Here is a 24,021-nt window from a genome sequence, read left to right as displayed (position 1 = left end):
GGTGTTGTGGAGCTTGACCCCCAATTGTGGCGCAGGCCTAAAGTATGGCCAACTTCGTGCGAAGACACAAAACGGATCAGGTCGCCCATCAGTTCATCGCTAAAGTGCATGGTGCGTGCCCGTGGGTCAACAGCTGCGGTTTGTATCATATACCAATCGTGCACCAGTTTCATTACGTTATGGTACCAATTGATGTGTGTTTCCAAAATCTCGCCGCTGCGCGGATCAGAAATGTGCGGGCCGCTGGCGTTTTCCGTTTCTGATGGTTTGTAGATAATGGCGGAGTGCGCGGCGTCATCTAAACTCCAGGTCGAATCTTCGGCTGCGGTTGGTGCCATTTTAGCAATGATGGCATCTTTAAAACCTGCTTTTTCGAAAGCTTTTTGCCAATCGTTAATGCCTGCCATCAGGTAAGGTACCCATTTTTTAGGCGTAGCCGGGTCAATATAATAAACGATTTGTTTTTTAGGCACAACCAATTCGCCGCGTTTGTACTTGGCCATATCTTCCGGTTTTGGCTCTAACCTCCAGCGGGCAATCATCTCGATGTTTTTAACACCTTGCGGGTTGGCATCAAAATCGGTGTATTGCGTAGTAAAGTAACCAACACGCGGGTCGAAATAACGGGGTTTCATCGGCACCTTTGGTAGTATCAACAACGAGGTGTTCAACTCAACTGTTTCGGATCCCTGACTTGCTGCTGCGCCGCCGGCGGCAGGAGTAGGTGCACCTGCACCACGACCAAATCCACCGCCGGCAGCAAGGCCGTAAGTTTTAATAGTCGTGATTTCGATATTGGTAGGGTAGCTTTTAACTGTTTCGATATAGCTCCTGTCGGCTTGGATATTGCCTAACCTGATACGGGTTTTGGCAGCGGGCGAACTAAAGAAGAAGATATCGCCATCCCCATTGATATAATCTGTCATATCGATTACACTGCCTTTTGAGTCGGGCGAGTAGGCCGCGATGTTAAAAGCTGAGGCAATAGCCTGTACGTTTGAACGCTGTACAGCTTTATACATCGATTTTGTACTATCGGGACTATATGTATTGTACGATATTTTGCGCATAAAAATGCGGTTCATGGGGCCTTTCTCAAAGCTGATGACGGTTTCGCCGATCTGGTCGCCGGCATAACCATCAGCGGCACGTACTTCGGCACCAGCCTTTGATATACGTGCAACCACCAAAATCTCGCGGCCCAACAAACTATCCGGAATCTCGAAATAGTATTTGTCGTCGACCTTGTGAGTTTTAAACAAACCATCGTGGGTGATAGCCTTGGCGGTAATTACCGTGTTGTAAGGCCTTGGTGCGGCCCTTGGGGTAGCGGCGCCTGCAAAGCCACCTCTACGGGTAGTGTCGCCGGCTGCAGCACCCGCACCGCCGCCGCGTTGCGCCATGGCAGCCCCTGTGCATACTGTTAGTGTAATAAAAACAGCAAGTAGTTTTCTTTTCATGCTTATGTGTTTAAATTTTTTTAAAGAGGTAGTAAATATAATAGCTTACCCCGCAAATTTTTACATATAACCTTATTGTTACAATGGTAAATGTAAAATTTAATTTTGTTGAATGCAGGTTTAAGGAAAGATTTTTGTCAAATTTCTGATAATAACCAAATGTTATGGTTAATAACTTATAGTGATGGGAGTGGAGTGCATGGTTAAGTTACTGTGATGTTTTCCCATGTAGAAATGTCCTAAAATGATTTTAGCATTCGAGGATAAATAGAAAATTGTTACTTTTAATAAATGTCAAAAAATGAAGGAATACCATTTTGAATATTGTGATTATGTACTTGTTTGGAAAGTAATCATGCTATGTATATTGACTTTCATATTGGCTTTTGTGTGTCCACTATGGTTAATGGCGACATTAAGTGATACACAAATTTACGGCGTAATAGCAGTTGCTTTTTTATCACCATTTGTGGTATTTTTTATTTTCAAGCGCAAAATGGGCAAAATGGGCGCAGCATATTTATCAGCAAATAGCCTTGAGGTAATTTTGAATAAGGAGTCAAAAAAAATTGAGTTTAAAGATCTACTGAGTTATAAAGTAGACGAAGGGTATAAAGGAATCAATTTGAAAATAAAAATGACAGACAAAAATGTAATCAGAATCATTGTCTATACAGACTACTGTAAAATTGCTGATTTTAGGGTTTTTTGTAATGATTTAAAACTTACCATTGAGCAATTTAAGAATGGTTAGATTTGACAAGTTTCAAAACTTGTCAAATCTTTTTGGTAAACTACTACTGCAACTCAAACCTGCTACTATAATCCCTCCAGCATTTTCTTCAGCACCGCCTGCGCGGACCATACACGGTTCCCGGCTTCATGTACTACCAATGAGTTTGGTCCGTCCAATATCTCGGCAGAGAGCTCCAAATTACGCCTAACGGGCAGGCAGTGCATTACTTTGGCGTTGTTGGTGGCCGCAAGCTTTTCATTGGTCATCATCCAATCATCATAACCCGGTATCACCTTGCCATAAGGCTCGTATGCCGACCAGTTCTTCACGTATATAAAATCCGCATCAGTCAATGCTTCTTCCTGGTTATGGGTAATGGTAGCGCCTTGGGTAAAATCGGCGCAAAGCTCATAACCTTTGGGTTGGGCAATCACAAAATCAACCTCGGCCTTGCACATCCACTCGGCAAAAGAGTTGGGTACAGCCTGCGGTAATGCCTTTACATGCGGCGCCCAGGTCAATACCACTTTGGGCCATGGGCGGGGTTTTAGTTCTTCAATGGTAACCAGGTCGGCCAGGCTTTGCAGCGGGTGCCGCGTTGCTGATTCTAAACTTACCACCGGTATCTTACTAAACTCAACAAACTTGTTAAATATCTCTTCGCTGTAATCCAGTTCGCGGTCTTTCAATCCCGGAAAGGAGCGTATACCCAAAATATCCAGGTATTGGCCCATTACACCGGCCGCTTCGCGCACATGCTCAACCGTAGTGCCGTTCATCACTACATTATCGTTAAACTCCAATGCCCAGCCTTCTTTGTCAACGTTCATTACCATTACGTTCATACCCAAATTCATGGCTGCTTTTTGTGTGCTTAAACGGGTACGCAGACTCGGGTTCAAAAACATGAGGCCCAGGGTTCGGTTTTCGCCCAAATGCTTGTAACCGTATGGGTTTTGTTTCAGATGCAGGGCATCGGCAACCAGTTGTTTAATGTCGGTAACGTCGTTTACAGAAGAGAATAGTTTCATTCTTTTGAGCTTAAAGCTTAAAGCATAAAGCTGAAAGCGTTGTTATCTAAATTTTTATTAATGGGCCACCACCTCGCTGGCTTTTAACACACTGGTGAAGGCTTCTAAAAACCGGTCGGCGTGGGCTTTGCTTAGGTTGAGGGCCGGTAACAGCCTGATCACGTTTGGTTTTGCCTCGCCGGTAAAGATATGATGTTTAAACAGCAGGTCTTTTTTTGCATGTGCCAACTCGTCGGGCAGTTCAATGCCGATCATCAGTCCACGGCCACGTACTTCTTTTACTTGCGGGAATTTTTTCAGCTCATCGATGAGGTAGCCGCCAACGCTGGCCGCGTTATCCATCAGTTTGTCCTGCTCCATTATTTCTAATACGGCTAAAGCTCCGGCGCAGGCCAAATGGTTGCCGCCAAAGGTGGTACCCAGCATAAAGTAAGCCGGTTTTATTTTTGGTGCGATAGATATAGCGCCGATAGGGAAACCATTAGCCATACCTTTTGCCATGCTGTAAATATCGGCGTTAACGCCCGAAAAATCCTGCGAGTAAAATTTGCCGGTACGGCCATAACCGCATTGTACCGAATCGGCAATAAACACGGTGTTATATTGATCGCACAGCGCACGTATCTTTTGCAGGAAACTGTTGGTAGCCACCTGTATGCCGCCAACGCCCTGTATGCCCTCAATAATTACTGACGAAATCAGTTCGCCTTGATCGGCAAAGGTTTGCTCCAAGGCAGCCTCATCGCACCATGGCAAAAATATGACGTTGTCGGTTTCGTTTATCGGAGCTACGATTTTCGGATTATCAGTGACCGCCACAGCAAGCGAAGTACGCCCGTGGAACGATTTCCGGAAGGCGATCACCTTTTTCCGCCCGTTATAGAAAGAAGCCAGTTTCAAGGCATTTTCGTTTGCCTCGGCACCTGAGTTGCACGAAAACAATTGGTAATCTTCCTTGCCCGAAACATGGCCGAGCTTTGTGGCCAGTTCAACCTGTAAAGGTATTTCTATCGAGTTGGAATAAAACCCTATTTTATGCAATTGGTCTTCGAGCCGCGCTACGTAGTGAGGATGGGTGTGACCAATAGATATCACGGCATGACCACCGTACAGGTCCAGGTATTCCTGGCCGTTTGAATCCCATACCAAACTCCCTTGTCCCTTAACTATATTAATGGGATTAATTGGATAAACATCAAATAGTTTCATTCTATTTAGCTTAAAGCTGAAAGCACAAAGCATAAAGCTTTTTTTCAGCGGTTACAAATTACCGAACCTAATTTCGGATTGACTTAATTAGCGCAATAAGCATAGCCTTTACTTCATTGACTTTGCTATTTACATCTTCGTATGTTTCAATATTTATATAATCAAGGTCCTTTGCCAATAAACACGAATACTCTAATTCGTGAGCTGAACCTAACGCCATATCCAAAAAATGAGTAAAATCCTTTTCGGTGGTTCTTCCGCTACCTTGGACAATATTTAAAGTGATAGAATAAGCCGCTCTTTTGCATTGACTCATTAAATCATATTGCTGATGCTTCGGAAATTTAGGAATTACTTGTTTATAAACAAAAAGAACGAGCTTATGCGCCTTTTCCCAAACTTGTAATTTCTTGTAATCTCTCATTTTTATATATACTCTAAGAAAAAGCTTTTAGCTTTATGCTTTCGGCTTTTCGCTCAAAAGGCGACAGCCTTTAATCTCAAACCTGCATCCTCTTCAAATCCAAACATCAAATTCATGTTCTGAACCGCTTGTCCCGATGCGCCCTTTGTCAAATTATCAATTATCGATACAATGAATAACTTGTTACCCAACTTCTTTACCTGAATAAAGCACTTGTTAGTATTCACTACCTGCTTTAAATCGATATTCCGACCTGTTACATGGGTGAATGGGTGCGAGGCATAATACTCAGTATAAAATTTTAATGCTTCTTCCTCGGTCAGATCACTTTCCGTGTACATTGACGCGATGATACCCCTGGTATAGTCTCCCCGGTAAGGTACAAAGTTTAACGCGCCAAGGCCTGTAGGCTGTAATTGCGTTAAAGACTCGCCTATCTCGTTTAAATGCTGGTGGTCAAAAACCTTATAAACTGACAGGTTGTCGTTCCTCCAGGTAAAGTGCGTTGTATCGGTTGGTTTTTGACCTGCACCTGTGGAGCCTGTGGTTGCTGTAATATGCACCTCGTTTGTCAGCAAACCTTTCGCAGCAAGCGGTATCAGACCTAATTGCAAACATGTAGCGAAGCAACCCGGGTTTGCGATGTTATGCGCCGATTTTATACTTTCGCGATTTAACTCCGGCAAACCATAAATAAACTCACGGAATGTAGGTTCCGGGTCGGCCGTGATATGCGGTGTTCTGAATTTTGAATTTTGACTTAACCTAAAGTCCTGACTCAGGTCAATGATCTTTACATGCGCGGCTATGGGGTTGGCATCCAAAAATTTCCTGGCGTCGCCATGTCCTACACATAAAAACAGTACGTAAATATTGTCGCTTAACTCACCGGTAAACTTCAGGTCGGTATCGCCAAACAGGTCGGTATGCACCTGGTAAACAAAGTTGCCTGTATTGCTGCTGCTGTTGATGAAAGCAATGTCCACATTGGGGTGGTTGATGAGTATACGCAACAACTCACCGCCGGTATAACCTGCACCGCCTATAATACCCACCTTTATTTTTTGTGCGTTGCTCATGGCGTTATCCTGTCGTTTTTAGTTGATGGCTGCGAGTAGAGGATAAACTCCAGGTCGCTGTCGTTCTTATTGCCGATCAAATGCTTTTGCCCCGCTTTTACCTCAATGCCTTCGTTTGGCTTCAAAATATGTTCAATACCATCAATAATGAAATTTGCCTTACCCGATAAGATGAAAAAGAACTGGTTTGCCTTTTCGTGGTAATGCAGTTTTTCTGAAGTATCGGGCGGCATCAACTCTTGTTTAATGGATAAAGCATCCGTTTCAACAAAATTCCATCCATAACAACCATCGCCCCAAGTATATTGGTTTATGCAGTTCGATTTCGAGACCGCGGCCAATAAGGGGGAATTTGTAAGATTATTTTCGTTGTTATTATCCATTTTATTTTTTTTATTCCTCCGTTAGCTAACGGAGGTTAGGGGGCTTATCCGTTCACTTTATGGTAAATCATTACCTGGTTACCAAATATTTTGGAAAACCCTTTTACATCCTCGCCGCTCCATGAGTTGTTCATCTCGCCATAAGTACCAAACTTGTTCGACATCAGGTCGTGGTCTGATTCGATACCAATTACTGTGAAACGGTAAGGGTTCAACTCCACAAATACTTTACCGCTTACGTTCACCTGTGTATCGGTCAAAAATGCCTCGATGTTGCGCATTATCGGGTCGTGAAACTGCCCTTCGTGCAGCCAGTTGCCGTAAAAGGTCGACAATTGGTCTTTCCAGGATAGCTGCCATTTGGTCAATACGTGTTTCTCCAAAGTATGGTGCGCTTTGATAATGATGATGGGTGCGGCCGCTTCAAAACCCACTCGGCCTTTTATGCCGATAATGGTATCGCCAACGTGTATATCCCGGCCAATACCATAAGGCTGGGCAATGGCCTGCAATGCCTGTATGGCCTGGGTAGGGTGGGCGTATTTCACATCATCTATACCGATAAACTCGCCTTTCTCAAAAGTTAAGGTCAATTGCTTGGTTTCGGTTTTAGTAACCTGCGTAGGCCATGCATCTTCGGGTAAGCCCTGGTGCGATGTCAGCGTTTCTTTGCCACCTACCGATGTGCCCCAGATACCTTTATTTATAGAGTATTTGTTCTTTTCAAAATTCATTACCACGCCATGGTCCTTCAGGTATTGTATCTCAGCTTCGCGGCTCAGTTTCAAATCGCGGATGGGCGTTAATATTTTAACTTCGGGCACCAGGATATTGAATATCATATCAAAACGTACCTGGTCGTTACCGGCGCCGGTACTGCCATGGGCCACATATTCGGCACCAATTTCTTTGGCATAATTGGCAATGGCAGTAGCCTGGCTCACACGTTCGGCACTTACCGATAGGGGATAGGTGTTGTTTTTTAATACGTTACCGTAGATTAAGTAACGGATACAGGTATCATAAAAATTGATGGTCTCATCAACTACGTGGTGGCTGGTTACGCCCATTTCGTAGGCGCGTTTTTCAACCGTCATTAATTCTTCGTTGCTAAAGCCACCGGTGTTTACAATAACCGAGTGCACTTCCATGCCCAAATCCTGTGTTAAATAGATGCAGCAAAATGAGGTATCTAAACCACCGCTGTAAGCCAATACTACTTTCTTCTTCATTATATATTTGTTACGGCAGGTATCAATGTTCCTGACCTATTTTTTTTAGTGCGTTTTCAATACGTTCCAACAAGGTAGCTTTATGCGTTATCTTCCTCATTTTGTCTTCATATTCCTGTTGTTTTACAACCGGGTCAAAAAGCATAGCCGTGCACATACAATTTTTACGGTCTTTGCTCATCAGTATATCGTAATTCACACAGCTTTTGCAACCTTTCCAAAAATCTTCATCCTGGGTAAGTTCCGAATATGTTACCGGTCCGTAGCCCAAATCTGAGTTGATTTTCATTACCGCCAATCCGGTAGTTAAGCCAAATATCTTAGCGTTAGGGTATTTTTGGCGGGATAAGGCGAACACTTTTTCTTTAATAGCCTTTGCCAAACCCACTTTTCTGAACTCAGGGCTTACAATTAGCCCGGAGTTGGCCACAAAATCGCCGTGGCTCCAGGTTTCAATGTAGCAGAAACCCGCCCATGTGCCGTCTTTATGCAGAGCGATAACGGCTTTGCCTTCCAGCATCTTATCGGCAACGTATTCGGCAGAGCGCTTGGCTATACCTGTGCCGCGGGCCTTCGCCGATTCGGCCATTTCATCGCATATCTGTTGCGCGTATTCAACATGCTGACCGGTTGCAACCTGGATATTGAAATCTTGTAAGGTCATTTTAAAAAGGATATAATATAAATTTAGAATAACCGGCCCTAAGCCTTAATTGAAACAAATGATTTGGGTAAAGGACAAATGTCCTTTTCGGGGGATTTTCGGGTGCGATCGAACGGATCAAAGCCTCGATATAAAAAGTCTTCGTCGGATAAGGCTGGAAGCAAAAACTGTTGAAACCAAAGCGCGCGCAACCGGGGCAATTCCCACCCTGATTTGCGCTGTATACAAGCTTTGTTGATTCATTGCCTTAATTTTTTATCTCTTTGAAAATTTTCTGCAAAATAGGGCATAATTTTTTTAATATACAATAGGTGTAGTTTTAAAATGCCATTCAACTGATAAATACCTTAAACAAAAAATGCCCCGTAAAATACGGGGCATTTTTTAGATGATGATTTGAACTATTGTTTAACAGGTGCTCCGGCTCCTCCTGTAGCCGGAGGGGTTGAAGCTGGTGTTGTTGCCGGCTTTTTGGTTGTTGTGGCTTTAGAACCTTTTGCCGTAGTTGTTGCGCTAACCGTTTCGCTGGTAGTGTATTTCCACAGGTTGTTCTTGTAGTCGGCCAATTTTTTCTCTATACGTGCCGATTCTTTGTCCTGCTCAACAGGATCAGAAATATAATCCTTTATCCTGCGGCCCAACGGGTTCGATTCTTCTATTATCTTGGCATTAAACTGGCGTTGTAAAAACATGTCGTCCATACTTACATCGTACAGGTTTTTGTCGGGATCCGAAATGTCCATTGTGGCAAATACCAAACGGCATTGTTTGTATTTTAACCAGCAAACCGGTTGTACGCCTACGGTATCGCCATTGGTCAATGTAATCCTGATAAGCGGTGCAATACCGATAATCCTGGTTTCTACTTTTTCGCGGCGTTTATCCAAATACACGTCTTCTTTAATACGGTAACCTACCACTTTGGATGGGCTAAAGTCGTTTGCTTTCCTGATGGTGCCTATTTTGGCACCTGTGGCAGTATCTATTTTATCAACGTTAACGGTGTCCCTTAATTTGCCCATCAACTGGTTATAGGTTAAAGGTACGGTAAATTCATCACCGGTAGGGTTTTGAGCTGTACCACCTGTTGGATCATAAGGCACAACTATACCATCTTTCATTCCTTTTAACAAGGCCTCAATCAACGTTGAACCAGGTGTGTTGAACTTTTGGTTTTTAGGATCCTTCAAATCAATATCCCTCCAGTAGCGGTGATAAAATTTGATATTGTTTGGGTCAGGTTCCAATATTGGGAATGGCCTTGCTTTGGTGAATACTATGCTTTTGTAGTATCCATCGTCCGAGTCTGGCACGGCCGCCAGCCTTTTCATGGTGTCAACCGGCGCCGGAGCAGCTGGCTTGTTCACAACGATTGGCGTTGTGTCTTTCGGAGCAACAACCTTTGTGGTTTTGGTAGTCGCGGCTTTTTTCTTAGTTGTCGGCTTTTTCTTTTTGGTTGTTTGCCCCATCAGGGTGGTGGTCCCCGTCAGTATAACCAATAAAGCAAATATGAGCGTCTTTTTCATGTTATATCTTTCTATCGTCTGTACTTTTAATTTAATTAATTAGCAGATGCCGTTACTTTAGGGGTTTTAGGGGTTTTACTTTTCTTGGGTTCAATCCTTTTCCTGGTTTTAACCTGTTCTGTTAATATATCCGGAGCCGACATTGCGCACCTGAAGCCTATATACGAATGTGCTGTGCCCTGTGTTTCAAAATTACGTGTTGCAGTGTTCAATTCACTTGCATTATCTTTCCACGATCCGCCGCGTACTACTTTACGTTTCATTACTTCTGCATCATTGTCCGGTGCATCATATAATAAAACAGGGTCATTATCTTCAACAAATTCACGGGCCGACGGGCTGTAGGCGTCCAAAGTCCACTCTGCAACGTTACCCTGCATATTGTATAATCCAAAAACGTTTGGAGCGTACGATTTTACAGGCAATGTATAAGTTGCACCATCCTTGGTGTAGCTACCTTCGCCTTGTTTAAAGTTGGCCAGCACCAAGTTCTTTTTGCTTTTTTTGTTTATGTATGAAGGTAAAACGTTCACATTTGTTTGTGCTGTAACACTTCCTACTATACTTTCGGCATTGTTTTCGCCGCCCGATGCCGCGTATTCCCATTGTGCTTCGGTTGGTAAATTAAACTTTAAACCAAAATCTTTAATATTTGCATCCTGCGAACCCGATATGATACCTCTCCAGTTTGAGTAAGCCCTGGCTTGTTTCCAGTTTACACCAACTACCGGATATTGGTCGAACGCCTTATTGGTAAAATAGTTGTTTACGTAAATATCAGATTGCGAGTTTGGAAAATCCTGAGCCCAAACATTGTTGTCGGGCATAACCTCTACTGTATCTACAACACTTTTCCCTTCGTTAGGGCCACCGGCCTGAACGTGGCGATAAGTGAATTTCACCAATTTACTGGTCAATGCTTTTTTACCAGCAACATCTTTAACTAATGCAGTTAATTTTGGAAGATACTCCGGGTTTTGCCAGAAAGGCACTTTTGCATTTAAATCAATTTTACTCCAATTGATTTTTTTAATCGTGGTATCTTTACCGCCTTTTCCCTTTGCTTTTATTTTTGTTTCAACAAAAAACTTGGGGTCTTTAATGTAATCTGTTACGGCTACCGAATCGGCAACCCAGTCAACAAATTTGCGATATTGTTTATTGCTCACTTCGGTAGCGTCGATAAAGAAAGCGGTCAAGCTGACCCTTCTTGTCGAGGCCGTATCCACGTCGGTCGAGTCGGTATGTGGGGCCCGCTCAAATATGGTACCGGCAGGTATGTATACCATGCCCGGTGGCGCCGCCGGGGCCTTACCTTTGTAAGCGCGGGTATCTTGCGGTACTTCGTATATCTTTTTTGTGCTTTTGCAAGCGCAAATAAGCGAACATGCTGCAATTAAAGCTATTTTGGTGTAGTTCGTACTCATATTTGTTTTTATCAATTATTTTTTGGATTAGGGTTGTTTCTTTTTTAAAGTATAGTTAAAATTTATATCTCAAGCTTACCGATATTAAAACGTAACCGCCGTTTGTACTGTTAGGTGTAGGCTGGTATCCATCGGCAAAGGCTTCTCTGAACAAGCTATATTGTATATTGGGGTTCAGTTCAATCTTATCGTCTCCCCATACCCCTGGCAAAGCAATATAAGTGCCAATGCTCATTGGAATCATACTGGTTGAGTAAATCTTAGTGCTTTTGTAAGTTGTAGCACCTGTTTGATATAACGTAACGGTAGTCCCACGGAGCGCAACATTCGAGGCTTTAGTTAAAACGACATCAGAGAAAAGATCACCGTACCCTAAACTTAGATAACCCCTTTTTATGGCATCGGTAAAACCATTTTTTGAAGGAAAATTCGTCAATAAACCAAGGGAAAAGCGAAGACTGACTGAAGCCGCCTCAAATGTATTTGCCGATTGACTGTATGTAAAGGTATTTGTTCCGTCAACACCCGTCATGCTACCGTATTGGCCTTCGGCCATCAGGCCAAAATATTGACTGAAATCGTAACTCAAACCTCCAACAATTGTATATCCAACGGGAGTCTGGCTCCACGTAGTTTGAAGGGCATTGCCTCCTAAACCTAAACTAAACCTTACCCCCCCCTTTTGTTTAGACCATAACTGTAATCTATTTGACTATACGCAGGCCTAGCAAGGAAGATGATGCAACATAACACCAATAAAAGTGAAAATAAGTATTTTTTTAGTTTAAAAAAACTCATCAATGTTATTTTCATACGGTAGATTTTTCGCTTTGTAAAAATATAAAAAATTTAATTAACACAAACAATTTAACCATTTGGTAACTAAAATATAATTTTTTGAACCTTTTAATAACAATATTCTAATTTAAATTATGTTTTGGTTGTATTGTTATATTTTAACAATTTCATTTTTTCACACAATAAACCAAGTTAAATTTTTTAATTAAAATTCAAAATCCGCTTTTGTATACTCCTAAATAACTCCAGACTAATTGAAATTCATTTATTAGATGATTTTTTTCTTCGTTTTGCGTTTAAAGCGTAAAAAAAAGTAACATATACAAAAATGTTGGGGAACTTATTTTGTATATTATTCAGCCTTAATTAATAGCGAATTAATAAAAGACGTTTTGTAAAATTGTTTATAACATTCTAAATGTTGATAAAAAGACAAATCTATGTTTTTTTTCATTTAATTTCAAGTAGTAATTAAAAAAAGTTTTTCGTGGTTAAACGTGTAAAGCGCGCAATTAGTTTCCATTAATTTAAAAAAATCCAATTTTTATCCAAAAAAGAGCAACATATTTATGGCATAATGAAGATTTTGATAATTGAGGACGAGCGGGGCTTGAGTGAAAGTATTGCCGATTACTTTGCGGAAGCGGGCAATATTTGTGAACAGGCGGCAGATTACATGTCGGCTATGGCTAAGATCAAGCTATATAGCTATGACTGTGTTTTACTGGACATTACATTGCCCGACGGCAATGGTTTGAACCTGCTAAAGCACTTGAAACAGAGTAATGATCCGGCCGGTGTGCTCATTATTTCGGCAAAAAATTCTTTGGACGATAAACTTCAGGGGCTCGATATCGGTGCTGATGATTACCTGGTAAAACCATTTCACCTTTCGGAATTGAAAGCCAGGGTAATGGCCATCGTCAGGCGTAAGACGTTTGGCGGGAGCAATATCCTTAATTTTAACGAAATAAATATCGACCTTTTGGCAAAGGAAGTGAAGGTGAACAACGTGACTGTAAAATTTACCCGTAAAGAATTTGCACTGCTGATATACTTTTTAGCCAATAAGGGCAAAGTGGTATCAAAAAACGCCATAGCCGAACATTTATGGGGCGATGGGATCGATATTGCCGACAATTTTGATTTTATATACTCCCACATCAAAAACGTAAGGAAAAAACTGGAGGAAGCAGGTTGTAAGGATTATATAAAGGCTGCCTACGGGATGGGATACAAATTAACGGACCAATGAAGCTCTTAACCAGATACAACCGCATCAACCTTGCCACAACATTAGTTGTATTGTTTATAACGGGTATTATTTATTATGGTGCCATTAGTTTTATTTTGAACCACCAGGTGGATAAGGACATCAGGATAGAGCAGCAGGAGATTTTAAATTACATCAAACAATACAACAAACTCCCCCCGGCGATAGATTATAAAGATCAGCATGTTACGTTTTATGATATTGCCGCACCATTAAAACGCCATTATACAGATACGGACTTTTACAATAAAAAAGAGAATGAATATGAATCGGCGCGGGCTTTGATCATATCGGCTTCAGCCGGCGGTACTTACCACAAAATCGTCATTGTAGAATCGAAAGTTGAGACGGAAGACTTGATCCGGATTATTTTCATCATCACTATTGGTGTCATCCTGTTCTTGTTGTTGGTGCTGTTTATTACCAACAGGTTTATTTTGAACCGGATATGGCAACCGTTTTATAATATGCTGAACCAGTTAAAGTTGTTTTCGTTAAGCGACAACAAGGAGATTAGGGGGGCAGATTCAGCAATCGATGAGTTTATAGAGCTGAACAAGGCTGTCGAAGCCATGTCGGTGCGTGTAAAAAAAGATTACAAGGACCTGAAAGCTTTTACCGAGAATGCATCGCACGAATTGTTGACGCCTATCGCGGTAATCAATTCGAAGCTCGATTCGCTGATACAGGCAGGGGAGTACAACGAAACACAGAGTAAATTGCTGGCCGATGTTTACGGGGCCGTTACCCGGTTGACCAGGTTAAACCAATCGCTTTTGTTGCTGGTTAAAATTGAAAACCGCCTGGTTACCGATGAACAAGAAGTTGATTTCAAACTTTTGCTCGAAGAAAAACTGAGCCAGTTTAAAGAGTTGTTCCATGAAAAGGAATTAGTGCTGCATGTTGATCTGCACGACAAAAAATTGAACATTAGCCGCTATCTGGCCGATATTTTGTTGAACAACCTGTTGAGCAATGCCATCAGGCATAATTATGTGAAGGGAGAAATCCAGATACAGTTGGATGCAGAAAAGTTGATCATCAAAAACACCGGCCTGGAAAACCCATTGGTAGAAGACGAGATATTGAAACGTTTCAACAAATCGCCAAACTCCGAAGGAATAGGTTTGGGCCTAACGATTACCCGGCAAATTTGCGATAACTATAAGTATGGCTTTGGTTACCGGTTCAGTACACCATACCATATTTTTACCATTGTATTCAACAATTAACGATAGCTTAAAATTAACCCTATACATTTACAGACAAATAAAAAAACCAAAATTATGAAAAAAGTGTTTTTATGCCTTGCAGGCGTGTTATTGCTTACTGCGGCCCCACTATTGATGCATGCGCAAACAAAGTATGTGTTCGATAAAAAGATAGACCTGCCCGGCGATGGCGGGTACGATTACCTTTCGATTGACAAAGTCAACAATCATTTATTTGTTTCGCACGGCACGGCCGTAAACGTTGTGGACCTGGCTACGGGTGCAGTTATCGGTACCATTGATGGTATGCAGGGCACACACGGCATTGCTTATGCCACCAAACACAATTTGGGTTTTATTAGCGATGGGCGCGGCCAAGCTACCGTGGCATTTGACCTGAAAACCCTGAAAAAGGTTGCTACCATACCTTTAACCAACAAAGGTCCGGATGCCATTTTGTACGACCCGTATTCGGATAAGATATTTGTGATCAACGGATCAAGCAACAGTGCTTCCATAGTTGACCCGGTAACGCTGAAACAAGTTGGTACCATTGACCTTGGCGGTGCGCCGGAGTTTGCTGTGGCCGACGGAAAAGGTAAAATCTATAATAATCTTGAAGACAAAAACAGCCTGAATGTAATTGATACTAAAACCATGAAAGTGGTTGCCAATTACCCGCTTGCACCTTGCGGTGGCCCCACAGGTATTGCTTTGGATGAGAAAAACCAACGCCTGTTCAGCGTTTGCCGCGAAAATAAGGGTGTTACTGTTGTTGATGCCGTGTCGGGCAAGGTAATTGTTACTTTACCGATAGGTGCGGGTGTTGATGCCGTCGCTTACGATCCGGAGACCAAACTGGTGTTCTGCTCGAATGGCGATGCCACTACCACGATCATCAAACAAGAATCGGCTGATAAATACAGTGTAACACAAACTTTAGCAACCCAGGTTCGTGCAAAAACATTGGCTTTAGATACCAAGACACACAAAATATACCTGAGCGTTGTGGATATGGATCCAACCACAAAAAAACCAATGCCCGGTACTTTTAAAGTTTTGGTTTACAAACCCGAATAGGGTATAATACCCAAAATAAAAAATGCGCCTTACAACAAAGGCGCATTTTTTATTTATACCTTAGCAAAGTATATAGCTAATTAAACCCATCGAGTTATATCAATTATTACCTAATTAACACGAAATGGCATTTTTAGACTATGTACTCCAGCCACCGGCTTATGGTTGGCAGCACGAAAACGGAGACCTGGTAAAACCCACCCCAAAGCAAATATTCGCTGAGTTTTTTTCGCGATTGAACGTTTTTAAGGACCGCAAAAACTGGCTTGCCTTTTTTAGCTGGCTCAAAGTGATATGCCTTGTGCCTTTCTTTTTCCTGTTTATCTTCAAGTTTTTTAGCTTGTGGATGTTGCTGGCGGCATTTGTTTACAGCATGATCATTATGGGTTCGCATGGTACTATTTGGTATCACCGATATTGCACACATGGTGCTTATCAGTTCAAAAATAAGTTTTGGAGGTTTGTTACGCATAACCTCACGTTGCAAATCATACCCGAAGAAATATACGTGGTTTCGCACCATGTGCACCATGCCAAATCGGACCAGCCCGGCGACCCGTACAATGCAAACGGCGGTTTTTTATACTGTTTTTTGGCCGATGTAAACCACCAGCCCATGAACCAGGATTTGAGCGAAGCCGATTATGCCAAAGCGGCCAACCTGATGAAGCATACGGGGGTTAAAACCAACTCGTACACCAAATACCAAAAATGGGGTTCAATGGCGTGCCCGGTAGCTTCGGTACTATCGTGGATAGTGAACTGGGGTATTTGGTATGGCATATTTTACCTGCTTGGCGGGCATGCCTTAGCCTGCACCTTGTTTGGCGCTGCAGGTTTTTGGGCCATCGGTGTGCGCACCTTTAATTACGACGGGCATGGTCAGGGTAAAGACAAACGCAAAGACGGGGTGGATTACAACCGCAACGATATGTCGATAAACCAACTATGGCCGGGTTTTGTAGCTGGGGAGTGGCATAATAATCATCACCTTTATCCTAAAAGCGCCCGGTCAGGCTTTATGGCTCATCAAATTGATTTTGCCTGGTACTATATCAAATTCTTAAGTATGATAGGAGCCGTAACATCGTACCGCGACTCAAAAAAGGAGTTTATGGCACAATACCGCCAGCCTTATTTGGATGGTAAGAACGGAAAACCGGAGGCAACTGAAAAAGAATTAGTGACAGCTAACGTGTTATAAGATTAGCGACAGCGTTTTACTTCAGCACTGTATAAAACATCGCTATCGCGGCTGCACCCATTGCTACAAAGGTTATCCAAAGCAAAGTTTTTGATAAGGCCTTGCTTTTGTATTCGCCCATAATCTCGTCGCTGGCGGCAATTTTGGCTATCAAAAACAATAGGGGTACGGCGGCAACGCCGTTTAATACGGCGGCATATACCAGGGCCTTAACCGGGTCGATACCGATGAAATTGATCAACAATCCCACCACAGTGGCGGCAATAATTACCCCATAAAACCCGCGTGCCCTTTTTAACTTATAATTGAGACTGGCCCGCCAGTTAAAAGCTTCGCAAACGGCATACGATGCTGAACCTGATAATACAGGGATGGCCAATAGACCAAGACCCATAATGCCCACAGAAAAAATGAGTTTTGCCAAAAAACCCGCATGCGGGAAACTGTGCACCAGAGGTTCCAACGCTTTGGCGGCATCGGCAGCGGTTTTGATGTCGGTTACGCCGCTGTTATGCAAAACGGTAGCGGCAACAACAATAATACTCCAGGTAGCAAACTCCGAAAAAATCATCCCGAAGTTATTATCGAACCGCATGCGGCGTATATAGGTCCAGCTTACGATTGGGCCGCCGGTAACATCGTTCACCAGTTTGTTTTCTTTTTGTTCTTCAACCTCCTGCGATGCTTCCCAAAAAAACATATAAGGCGATATGGTAGTGCCCAATACCCCGGTGATAATAAACAAGAACGCGAAAGAGAACTCAAAATGAGGTATCACCGATGCTTTTAATATGGTGCCCCAAGGTTGATGTACAATAAAGAGCGTTAACGGGTAGGCCAGCAAAGTTAGGGCCAGCCACTTTAAAATTTTTGAATATATTTTGTAATTGGTAAAAATTTCGAGCAGCAAGATGGACGCGGTAAAAAACAAAGTAAGCGCAATAAAAGGCAATGGCACCAACAACTGGGCAGCTGCTGCCATGGCACCAATATCGGCACCGATATTGATGACGTTGGCAATAACTACCAGCGCGACAACCGCATATAATACCGTTTTGCTATAATGTGTTTTTACAACGGCGGCTATGCCCATACCGGTAACCATCCCTATGCGTGCGCAGGCTTCCTGTACGGCCGTCATAAAAGGCAGCATAAACAGGGCTGTCCACAATTGACCGTAGCCAAACTGCGCACCTGTTTGCGAGTAGGTAGCTATGCCCGAAGGGTCGTCGTCGGCAGCGCCGGTAACCAAACCGGGTCCCAACAGGCTAAAATAGCGTAGCAGTTTACTTCTTTTGGGTTTTGGAGTTTCCTCTGGTTTCATGTATCGCGCAAATATTGAGATATAAGATAAAACTAAGGGATTTGTTTTAAATAACTGATAATTGTGGTTAAAAAGGTGATATGATGTTAAAAACTGTTAAACTATCATTATTTAACATTTATTAAGATGCATGCAGTTATATTTGTTCATCATTTAAATTTTACGGGGCAATTGCAAAAGGGCTTTTCAAAATTTATATCCAATTCGGATACTTTGTTTTTTAGCATATCTTTGCACATTGTTAAAGGCCTTGAGACGGGCCGGTTTAATGTTTAATTTAAAATCTACTGTTATGTTAAGTTCAATGTTGTTGTTTTTCAGTGGTCAGGATACGCTCATTATCATGTTGGTGGCATTGGTATTGTTCGGCGGCAAAAAGCTGCCCGAATTGGCCAAAGGCTTAGGACAAGGGATACGTGAGTTCAAAGATGCTTCGGAAGGTGTAAAAAGGGATATCCAGGAGCAGATAAACAAAGAAACCGAAAGGAAAGATGTTCCACCGCCAAGTGCCGCGTTGACGCCTGATCCATCGGCACCGGTAAACCATCCAGGTGCTACACCTGTACAAGACACCAATTTCCATACAGACCCGGCAGCACCAACCGCCCCGGCACCCGATACCACTTCGCAGGCTGCAACCCACCCGCGCGAAACGCCTTTATAAAAAGTAAACCATAACCTAAACATGATATTCCTTATTTCTTAAAGCCATGCAATACAACAAGATAAACAATCTATTGGGCTGGCTTTGTTTTTTAACAGCGTCAGTTACCTACATTTTAACATTAGAGCCTTCGGTTAGTTTTTGGGATTGCGGCGAGTTTATCTCGTGCGCGTTCCGTTTGCAAATTTCGCACCAGCCGGGTTATCCGCTGTTTGCCATGATTGGCAAGGCATTTTCGCTGCTATCCATGGGCAACAATGCCAAGGTGCCGTTTTTTACCAATATGGGTTCGGCTTTAGCCAGCGCAACAGCTATTATGCTCTTGTTTTGGATCATCACTGCCATGGCCAAAAAATTATTGGTTAAACGTGGCGAAGTTGCCGATCAAACGCAAACCATTTTGATTATGGGCTCGGGTTTGGTAGGGGCGTTGGCTTTTATTTATACCGATACCTTTTGGTTTTCGGCTGTTGAAACCATCGTGTTCGCCTGGTCATCGTTATGTACCGCTTTGGTAATTTGGGCTATCATGAAATGGGATGCCCACGCCGACGAACCCGGTGCCGACCGCTGGATCATCTTTATCGCCTATGTTATAGGTCTGTCCATCGGTATCCACTTGCTAAACTTGTTGACTATACCGGCCATCGCGTTGGTGTATTATTTCCGCAGGTATCAAAACATCACCACAAAAAGCACCATCATCGCGTTGTTTTGCGGTATTGGCGTATTGGGCCTCATTCAATTCGGCCTGATACAGTATACTGTGAAGTTTGCAGCTTATTTCGATTTGTTGTTTGTTAACACATTTGGGATGGGTTTTGGCAGTGGTGCCATCTTCTTCTTTATCATCCTGATAGCTGCATTGGTTTACGGTATCCGTTATTCCATCCTTAAAAATAAAGCCACCCTTAACCTGGCCTTTTTATGCGTGGTGTTTATTTATATAGGGTACAGTTCGTTCGCCATGATCATTATCAGGGCAAAGGCCGACCCGGATTTGAACAACACTGCCCCAGATAACGCCTTTACTATGCTGAGCTATTTGAACCGTGATCAATACGGCGACAGGCCGTTGTTGTACGGGCAATATTTTGATGCGGAGCAGGTAAGGATGTCGGCTGATAGTGCAGCTGAATTAAGGAACAGCGGGACGATCATTTACCGTAAAGGTAAAACCAAATACGAAGAAGCCAGCCGTAAATATAGCATTCCGTATACCCGCAATACCTTTTTACCTCGTATATACGATCAGGAAGGCGACCATCCGCAGTTTTATAAAGACTGGTTGCATATTGCAGAAGGTCAAAATGCCGAGTTTGCCGATAACATAAAATTCATGTTTGGCTGGCAGATATACCAGATGTATTTCAGGTACTTTTTATGGAATTTTGTTGGCCGTTATAACGATATGGACGGGCAAGCCAGCACTGTTGCGTTGGATGGCAACTGGACATCGGGCATAACCGACAAATGGGCGCACCTGCCCCAAACTACATTGCACGGCAACACCTATACCCCGTTATATGCTTTGCCTTTGATATTGGGCCTGATAGGCGCCATTTACCATTTCCGGAAAAACAAACGCGATGCGGCCATTGTGGCTTTGTTGTACTTTTTTATGGGATTGGCCATTGTGCTTTACCTCAACCAATCGCCTATGCAACCGCGCGAGCGTGATTACTCGTACGTGGGGTCTTTTTATGCTTTCGCGATATGGATAGGGCTGGGCGTTTTGGGCGTAGCCGACCTGATTGGTTTGGCCATTAAAAAGATAGACCCCAAAGTTGGCGGTATTGTGGCTACAGGAATATGTTTACTGATAGCGCCAGTATTATTGGCCAGCAAAGAGTGGAAAGCGCACGACAGGTCGACAAAATATACACCGCACGATATGGCTTATAATTACCTTAACTCGTGCGCGCCAAACGCTATTTTGTTTACGTATGGTGATAACGATACTTACTCGTTATGGTACGACCAGGAGGTTGAGGGCATAAGGCCCGATGTGCGCATTGTCAACTTGAGCTTATTGGGTACCGATTGGTACATACGTGGCATGAAGCACAAAATGAACGCTTCTGAACCGTTGCCGATTACCATGCCCGACGAGAAATTTGAATTGGGTGTAAGAGATATCATTTATTACAACGATGCCAAAGTGCCCGGTGCGATAGAGTTAAAGGATGTATTTGATTTTCTAACATCCGACGATGAACGTACCAAAGTAGAATACGAGCCCGGCGACAAAGAGAATTATTTGCCTACCAAAAACTTTAAGATGACGGTGAATGCTGACGCTGTAATCAAAAACGGCGTTATACCGGCATCGCAAAAAGACAGTATTGCCAAAGTAATGGAATGGAAATATGCGTCGAACTATGTAACCAAGGATAATTTGGCCATGATGGATATTTTGGCACACAATGAGTGGAAACGTCCGGTTTATTTTGCCATTACTGTTGGTACAGAAAATATGATGGGCCTTGACAAATACCTGTATAAAGAGGGTTTTGCCTATCATTTGATGCCTTACAAGGTTGATACTGCGGCAAGGGCGCAGCAATTGGAAAAATCGAACACACTAGTGATGTACGATAACGTGATGAACAAGTTTAAATGGGGCAATATGAAGAACGCCCGTTATTTGGACCATGAGTCGACCACGATGTTCTACCCGTTGATATTGAAGCTTTTTGGTAACCTTGCCCAGAGCCTGGTACAGGAAGGCCATCCCGACCTTGCCGCTAAGGTAATGCAACGCTATGACGAAGTGATGCCCGATATTTACCCTGATATTGAAGAAGCCTATGTTAAAAACTATTTGGCACAAATGGCTTATCAGGTAAACAATCCGGTGTTGGCCAATAAAATACTGAACAGTGTTGATACTTATCTGGTTGACCAGCTGAATTATAACAGCTACCTGCTGCAGGAAAAGAACGGCGAAGGATTAAACCAACACGATCTGCAAGGTGGACTATCTACCTTGAACGATATGGTGCAGGTAACCGACAGATACCATCAAACAGCGCTGCACAAAAAGTTTGAAGCGCAGTTTAACGATTACAAAGTCAAGTTTTCGAGCCTGATAGGAAGCCGTTAATCCTATTTATACATCCATATCGGTCCGTTAAGGTTTAAACCCTTGCGGACCGATATGGATTTTTTTATTTCACCCAAAGCCTGTCAATCAAAAAGAACACGGCAAAAACAACACTTGCAATACCGTTGGTGGTCATGAATGCAAAGTTTACGCGGCTAAGGTCGTTTGGCCTAACCAAACTGTGTTGATAAATCAGCATGGCGCAAAAGAACGCTATCCCGACATAATAAGGCCATCCCACTACAGTGAACACGGCCGGCAATACGATAAAGATGGCCGACAGAACATGCAACACACTTGATAAGCGCAGAGCGTTTACTTTTCCGAGCCAGGCGGGTATGGAATGGAGGTTTTCTGCGCGGTCAAAATCCTCATCCTGTAAGGCATAAATAATATCAAACCCGCTTACCCAGCATAATACTGATAGCGAGAAGAAGATAGGCAGCAACGCAAATGCTCCCGTTACCACCAAATAAGCGCCAATGGGGGCAAGCGACAGCCCCAAGCCCAGCACCATATGGCAAAGCGCCGTAAAGCGTTTGGTAAAGCTATATCCTAAAACAACAAACAATGCTATGGGTGAGAGGTAAAAACATAGGTGATTAATAAACCAAGTGAGGGTTATAAAAATGGCGCAGTTAATCAATGTAAAAATGAGTGCCGAATTAGCTGTCAACCTGCCAGCCGGTATGTCGCGGACCTTGGTGCGGGGGTTTTTGGCGTCGATATCCTTATCGAGATAACGGTTAAAGGCCATGGCCGAGTTGCGTGCGGATATCATGCAGAATACCATGAGCACAAGTTTTTGCCATTCAAAAGGGTGGCCGGTGGTTGTGGTTACCGCCAAAAAAAAGCCTATAAAGGCAAAAGGCATGGCAAAAATGGTATGCGAAAATGTAACTAATGAAAGGTATTTTTTCATATCGAGTTTTTAAAATCTTCAAACAGCAAAGCGGCGGCTTTGGGGTCAAAATTAGCATTTATCGAATCAATAAAAGCCAGCACTTCTTCGCGGCCGGTATGTTCTTCGGCCGAGGTGATGAATACCTGAGGTATTTCTTCGAAGGTTTTGAGCAGTTCTTTTCGGAAAGCGGCAACCGTTTGGTCGGTTTTAACGCGCGATTGCTTGTCGGCCTTGGTAAATATCAGCACGAAGGACAGGCCTTTTTCGCCAAGCCAGTTGCAAAATTCGAGGTCAATTTTTTGGGGTTCAACCCGGCTGTCGATCAACACCATCACACACTGTAGACTTTCGCGCTTGTTTAAATACGTGCGGATAAATTTGTTCCAGTCTTCTTTTTTACTTTTGGAGATACGGGCGTAGCCATAACCCGGCAAATCAACCAGGTACCAGTTCTCGTTGATCAAAAAATGGTTGATGAGCTGCGTTTTGCCGGGTGTTTGTGAGGTTTTTGCTAAACCTTTCTTCGCGACAAGCATATTAATGAGCGATGATTTGCCCACGTTTGAGCGGCCAATAAAAGCATATTCCGGTTTTAGCGGTGGCGGTAGTTTTGATACCTGCGTATTACTGCAAATAAAGTCGGCCGATTTGATGATCATTTGACAAAATTAAGATTATTTAGCTGTAGATTTGATGTTTAAACATATAATTATGGATACTTACAAAATACCCGCTGCAACACGCATTGGTCATGTGCATTTAAAGGTGAGCGATTTACAGAAATCGCTTGATTTTTATTGCGGTGTGTTGGGGTTTGAACTGGTAATGAAATATGGAGCCGAAGCCGCTTTTATTTCGGCAGGGGGGTACCACCATCACATAGGGCTGAACACATGGCATAGTAAAGGATCGGGGCCGGCACCCGAACGTGCACCGGGTTTATACCATACCGCCATCTTATTCCCCGAAAGGAAGGACCTGGCGGCGATACTACAGCGATTGATAGATAAGAAATACCCGATAACGGGCATGTCGGACCATGGCGTATCGGAAGCCATTTACTTAGACGACCCCGACCACAATGGCGTGGAACTGTATTGGGACAGGCCCAAAGAACAATGGCCAAAAGACGAGAACGGCGACCTGACGATGTTTACGCAGCGTTTGGATGTGCATAGTTTGTTGGCAGAATTGAAGTAATCTTTTTGTTCATGGTTCATAGATCATGGTTCATTGTAAGAGTAGAAATAGCACAGAGTGGCTATGAACTATGAACCATGATCTAT

22 protein-coding genes are annotated in these 24,021 nt (G+C 43.1%); 8 read left to right on the top strand and 14 right to left on the bottom strand.

Annotation, left to right across the window (positions count from 1 at the left end):
- Positions 1 to 1,460: DUF5117 domain-containing protein (locus QZX97_RS13780; RefSeq protein WP_295664725.1), on the bottom strand; the 1,460-nt coding region annotated here is incomplete at its 3' end.
- A gap of 301 nt (positions 1,461 to 1,761) precedes the next feature.
- Between QZX97_RS13780 and QZX97_RS13775 the strand changes: the two genes are divergently transcribed.
- Complete coding sequence (locus tag QZX97_RS13775; protein ID WP_295647961.1) at positions 1,762 to 2,214, top strand: hypothetical protein; 453 nt, start codon at positions 1,762 to 1,764, stop codon at positions 2,212 to 2,214.
- 65 nt (positions 2,215 to 2,279) lie between these two features.
- On the opposite strand, the gene QZX97_RS13770 is transcribed toward QZX97_RS13775, so the two are convergent.
- From QZX97_RS13770 to QZX97_RS13725, 10 genes are all read right to left on the bottom strand, one after another.
- Positions 2,280 to 3,227: an acetylornithine carbamoyltransferase gene (locus QZX97_RS13770; protein ID WP_295647959.1), complete on the bottom strand. Its 948-nt coding sequence runs from the start codon at positions 3,225 to 3,227 to the stop codon at positions 2,280 to 2,282.
- Positions 3,228 to 3,284: 57 nt separating this feature from the next.
- On the bottom strand, positions 3,285 to 4,436 hold the full coding sequence (locus QZX97_RS13765) for an aminotransferase class III-fold pyridoxal phosphate-dependent enzyme (RefSeq protein WP_295647958.1): 1,152 nt from the start codon (positions 4,434 to 4,436) through the stop codon (positions 3,285 to 3,287).
- A 67-nt stretch (positions 4,437 to 4,503) separates the two neighbouring features.
- Positions 4,504 to 4,860, bottom strand: a complete 357-nt coding sequence (locus tag QZX97_RS13760) for a four helix bundle protein (protein ID WP_295647955.1) — start codon at positions 4,858 to 4,860, stop codon at positions 4,504 to 4,506.
- 53 nt (positions 4,861 to 4,913) lie between these two features.
- Entirely contained in the window at positions 4,914 to 5,939 is a 1,026-nt protein-coding gene (gene argC / locus QZX97_RS13755) for an N-acetyl-gamma-glutamyl-phosphate reductase (protein ID WP_295647952.1), read from the bottom strand.
- Positions 5,936 to 6,322: a cupin domain-containing protein gene (locus tag QZX97_RS13750; protein WP_295647950.1), complete on the bottom strand. Its 387-nt coding sequence runs from the start codon at positions 6,320 to 6,322 to the stop codon at positions 5,936 to 5,938. The genes argC and QZX97_RS13750 overlap by 4 nt, the downstream gene beginning before the upstream one ends.
- 44 nt (positions 6,323 to 6,366) lie before the next feature.
- Positions 6,367 to 7,554: an argininosuccinate synthase domain-containing protein gene (locus tag QZX97_RS13745; protein ID WP_295647948.1), complete on the bottom strand. Its 1,188-nt coding sequence runs from the start codon at positions 7,552 to 7,554 to the stop codon at positions 6,367 to 6,369.
- Positions 7,555 to 7,576: 22 nt separating this feature from the next.
- Positions 7,577 to 8,218, bottom strand: coding sequence for a GNAT family N-acetyltransferase (locus QZX97_RS13740; protein WP_295647947.1), 642 nt, complete (start codon positions 8,216 to 8,218; stop codon positions 7,577 to 7,579).
- A 401-nt stretch (positions 8,219 to 8,619) separates the two neighbouring features.
- The gene (gldN, locus tag QZX97_RS13735; protein WP_295647944.1) at positions 8,620 to 9,744 is read right to left on the bottom strand and encodes a gliding motility protein GldN; all 1,125 of its coding nucleotides are present in this window, start codon (positions 9,742 to 9,744) and stop codon (positions 8,620 to 8,622) included.
- A 35-nt stretch (positions 9,745 to 9,779) separates the two neighbouring features.
- Positions 9,780 to 11,171, bottom strand: a complete 1,392-nt coding sequence (locus QZX97_RS13730; RefSeq protein ID WP_295647941.1) for an SUMF1/EgtB/PvdO family nonheme iron enzyme — start codon at positions 11,169 to 11,171, stop codon at positions 9,780 to 9,782.
- A 55-nt stretch (positions 11,172 to 11,226) separates the two neighbouring features.
- Positions 11,227 to 11,760: a hypothetical protein gene (locus QZX97_RS13725; RefSeq protein ID WP_295647938.1), complete on the bottom strand. Its 534-nt coding sequence runs from the start codon at positions 11,758 to 11,760 to the stop codon at positions 11,227 to 11,229.
- A gap of 786 nt (positions 11,761 to 12,546) precedes the next feature.
- Between QZX97_RS13725 and QZX97_RS13720 the strand changes: the two genes are divergently transcribed.
- From QZX97_RS13720 to QZX97_RS13705, 4 genes are all read left to right on the top strand, one after another.
- Positions 12,547 to 13,224 carry a response regulator transcription factor gene (locus QZX97_RS13720; RefSeq protein ID WP_295647935.1) on the top strand — a complete coding sequence of 226 codons (678 nt, stop codon included), beginning with the start codon at positions 12,547 to 12,549 and terminating at the stop codon, positions 13,222 to 13,224.
- Positions 13,221 to 14,474, top strand: coding sequence for a HAMP domain-containing sensor histidine kinase (locus QZX97_RS13715; RefSeq protein WP_295647933.1), 1,254 nt, complete (start codon positions 13,221 to 13,223; stop codon positions 14,472 to 14,474). The genes QZX97_RS13720 and QZX97_RS13715 overlap by 4 nt, the downstream gene beginning before the upstream one ends.
- A 54-nt stretch (positions 14,475 to 14,528) precedes the next feature.
- Complete coding sequence (locus QZX97_RS13710; protein WP_295647930.1) at positions 14,529 to 15,533, top strand: hypothetical protein; 1,005 nt, start codon at positions 14,529 to 14,531, stop codon at positions 15,531 to 15,533.
- 124 nt (positions 15,534 to 15,657) lie between these two features.
- Positions 15,658 to 16,737 carry a fatty acid desaturase gene (locus tag QZX97_RS13705; RefSeq protein ID WP_295647927.1) on the top strand — a complete coding sequence of 360 codons (1,080 nt, stop codon included), beginning with the start codon at positions 15,658 to 15,660 and terminating at the stop codon, positions 16,735 to 16,737.
- 16 nt (positions 16,738 to 16,753) lie between these two features.
- Here the strand turns inward: QZX97_RS13705 and QZX97_RS13700 are convergent, their stop codons facing one another.
- Positions 16,754 to 18,061, bottom strand: coding sequence for a divalent metal cation transporter (locus QZX97_RS13700; protein WP_295647924.1), 1,308 nt, complete (start codon positions 18,059 to 18,061; stop codon positions 16,754 to 16,756).
- Between the two features lie 292 nt (positions 18,062 to 18,353).
- Between QZX97_RS13700 and QZX97_RS13695 the strand changes: the two genes are divergently transcribed.
- Together QZX97_RS13695 and QZX97_RS13690 are read left to right on the top strand one after the other, a co-directional pair.
- Positions 18,354 to 18,725 (top strand): twin-arginine translocase TatA/TatE family subunit, encoded by a 372-nt coding sequence (locus QZX97_RS13695; protein WP_295647921.1) that lies wholly within the window; start codon positions 18,354 to 18,356, stop codon positions 18,723 to 18,725.
- Between the two features lie 46 nt (positions 18,726 to 18,771).
- A complete protein-coding gene (locus tag QZX97_RS13690; RefSeq protein ID WP_295647919.1) occupies positions 18,772 to 21,831 on the top strand; it encodes a DUF2723 domain-containing protein in 3,060 nt (1,019 codons plus the stop codon).
- Positions 21,832 to 21,895: 64 nt separating this feature from the next.
- Here the strand turns inward: QZX97_RS13690 and QZX97_RS13685 are convergent, their stop codons facing one another.
- Together QZX97_RS13685 and yihA are read right to left on the bottom strand one after the other, a co-directional pair.
- The gene (locus QZX97_RS13685) at positions 21,896 to 22,753 is read right to left on the bottom strand and encodes a UbiA-like polyprenyltransferase (protein WP_295647916.1); all 858 of its coding nucleotides are present in this window, start codon (positions 22,751 to 22,753) and stop codon (positions 21,896 to 21,898) included.
- A complete protein-coding gene (yihA, locus tag QZX97_RS13680; RefSeq protein WP_295647915.1) occupies positions 22,750 to 23,394 on the bottom strand; it encodes a ribosome biogenesis GTP-binding protein YihA/YsxC in 645 nt (214 codons plus the stop codon). The genes QZX97_RS13685 and yihA overlap by 4 nt, the downstream gene beginning before the upstream one ends.
- A gap of 52 nt (positions 23,395 to 23,446) precedes the next feature.
- On the opposite strand from yihA, the gene QZX97_RS13675 reads away from it, so the two are divergent.
- A complete protein-coding gene (locus QZX97_RS13675) occupies positions 23,447 to 23,935 on the top strand; it encodes a VOC family protein (RefSeq protein WP_295647913.1) in 489 nt (162 codons plus the stop codon).
- Positions 23,936 to 24,021: the final 86 nt, after the last annotated feature.

Origin of the sequence: uncultured Mucilaginibacter sp., assembly GCF_903893715.1 — a bacterium.
In the GTDB taxonomy this organism is placed as follows: Bacteria; Bacteroidota; Bacteroidia; order Sphingobacteriales; family Sphingobacteriaceae; genus Mucilaginibacter.
Note: the sequence above shows the minus strand (reverse complement) of the source record. Positions and strands in the feature narration are given on the sequence as shown.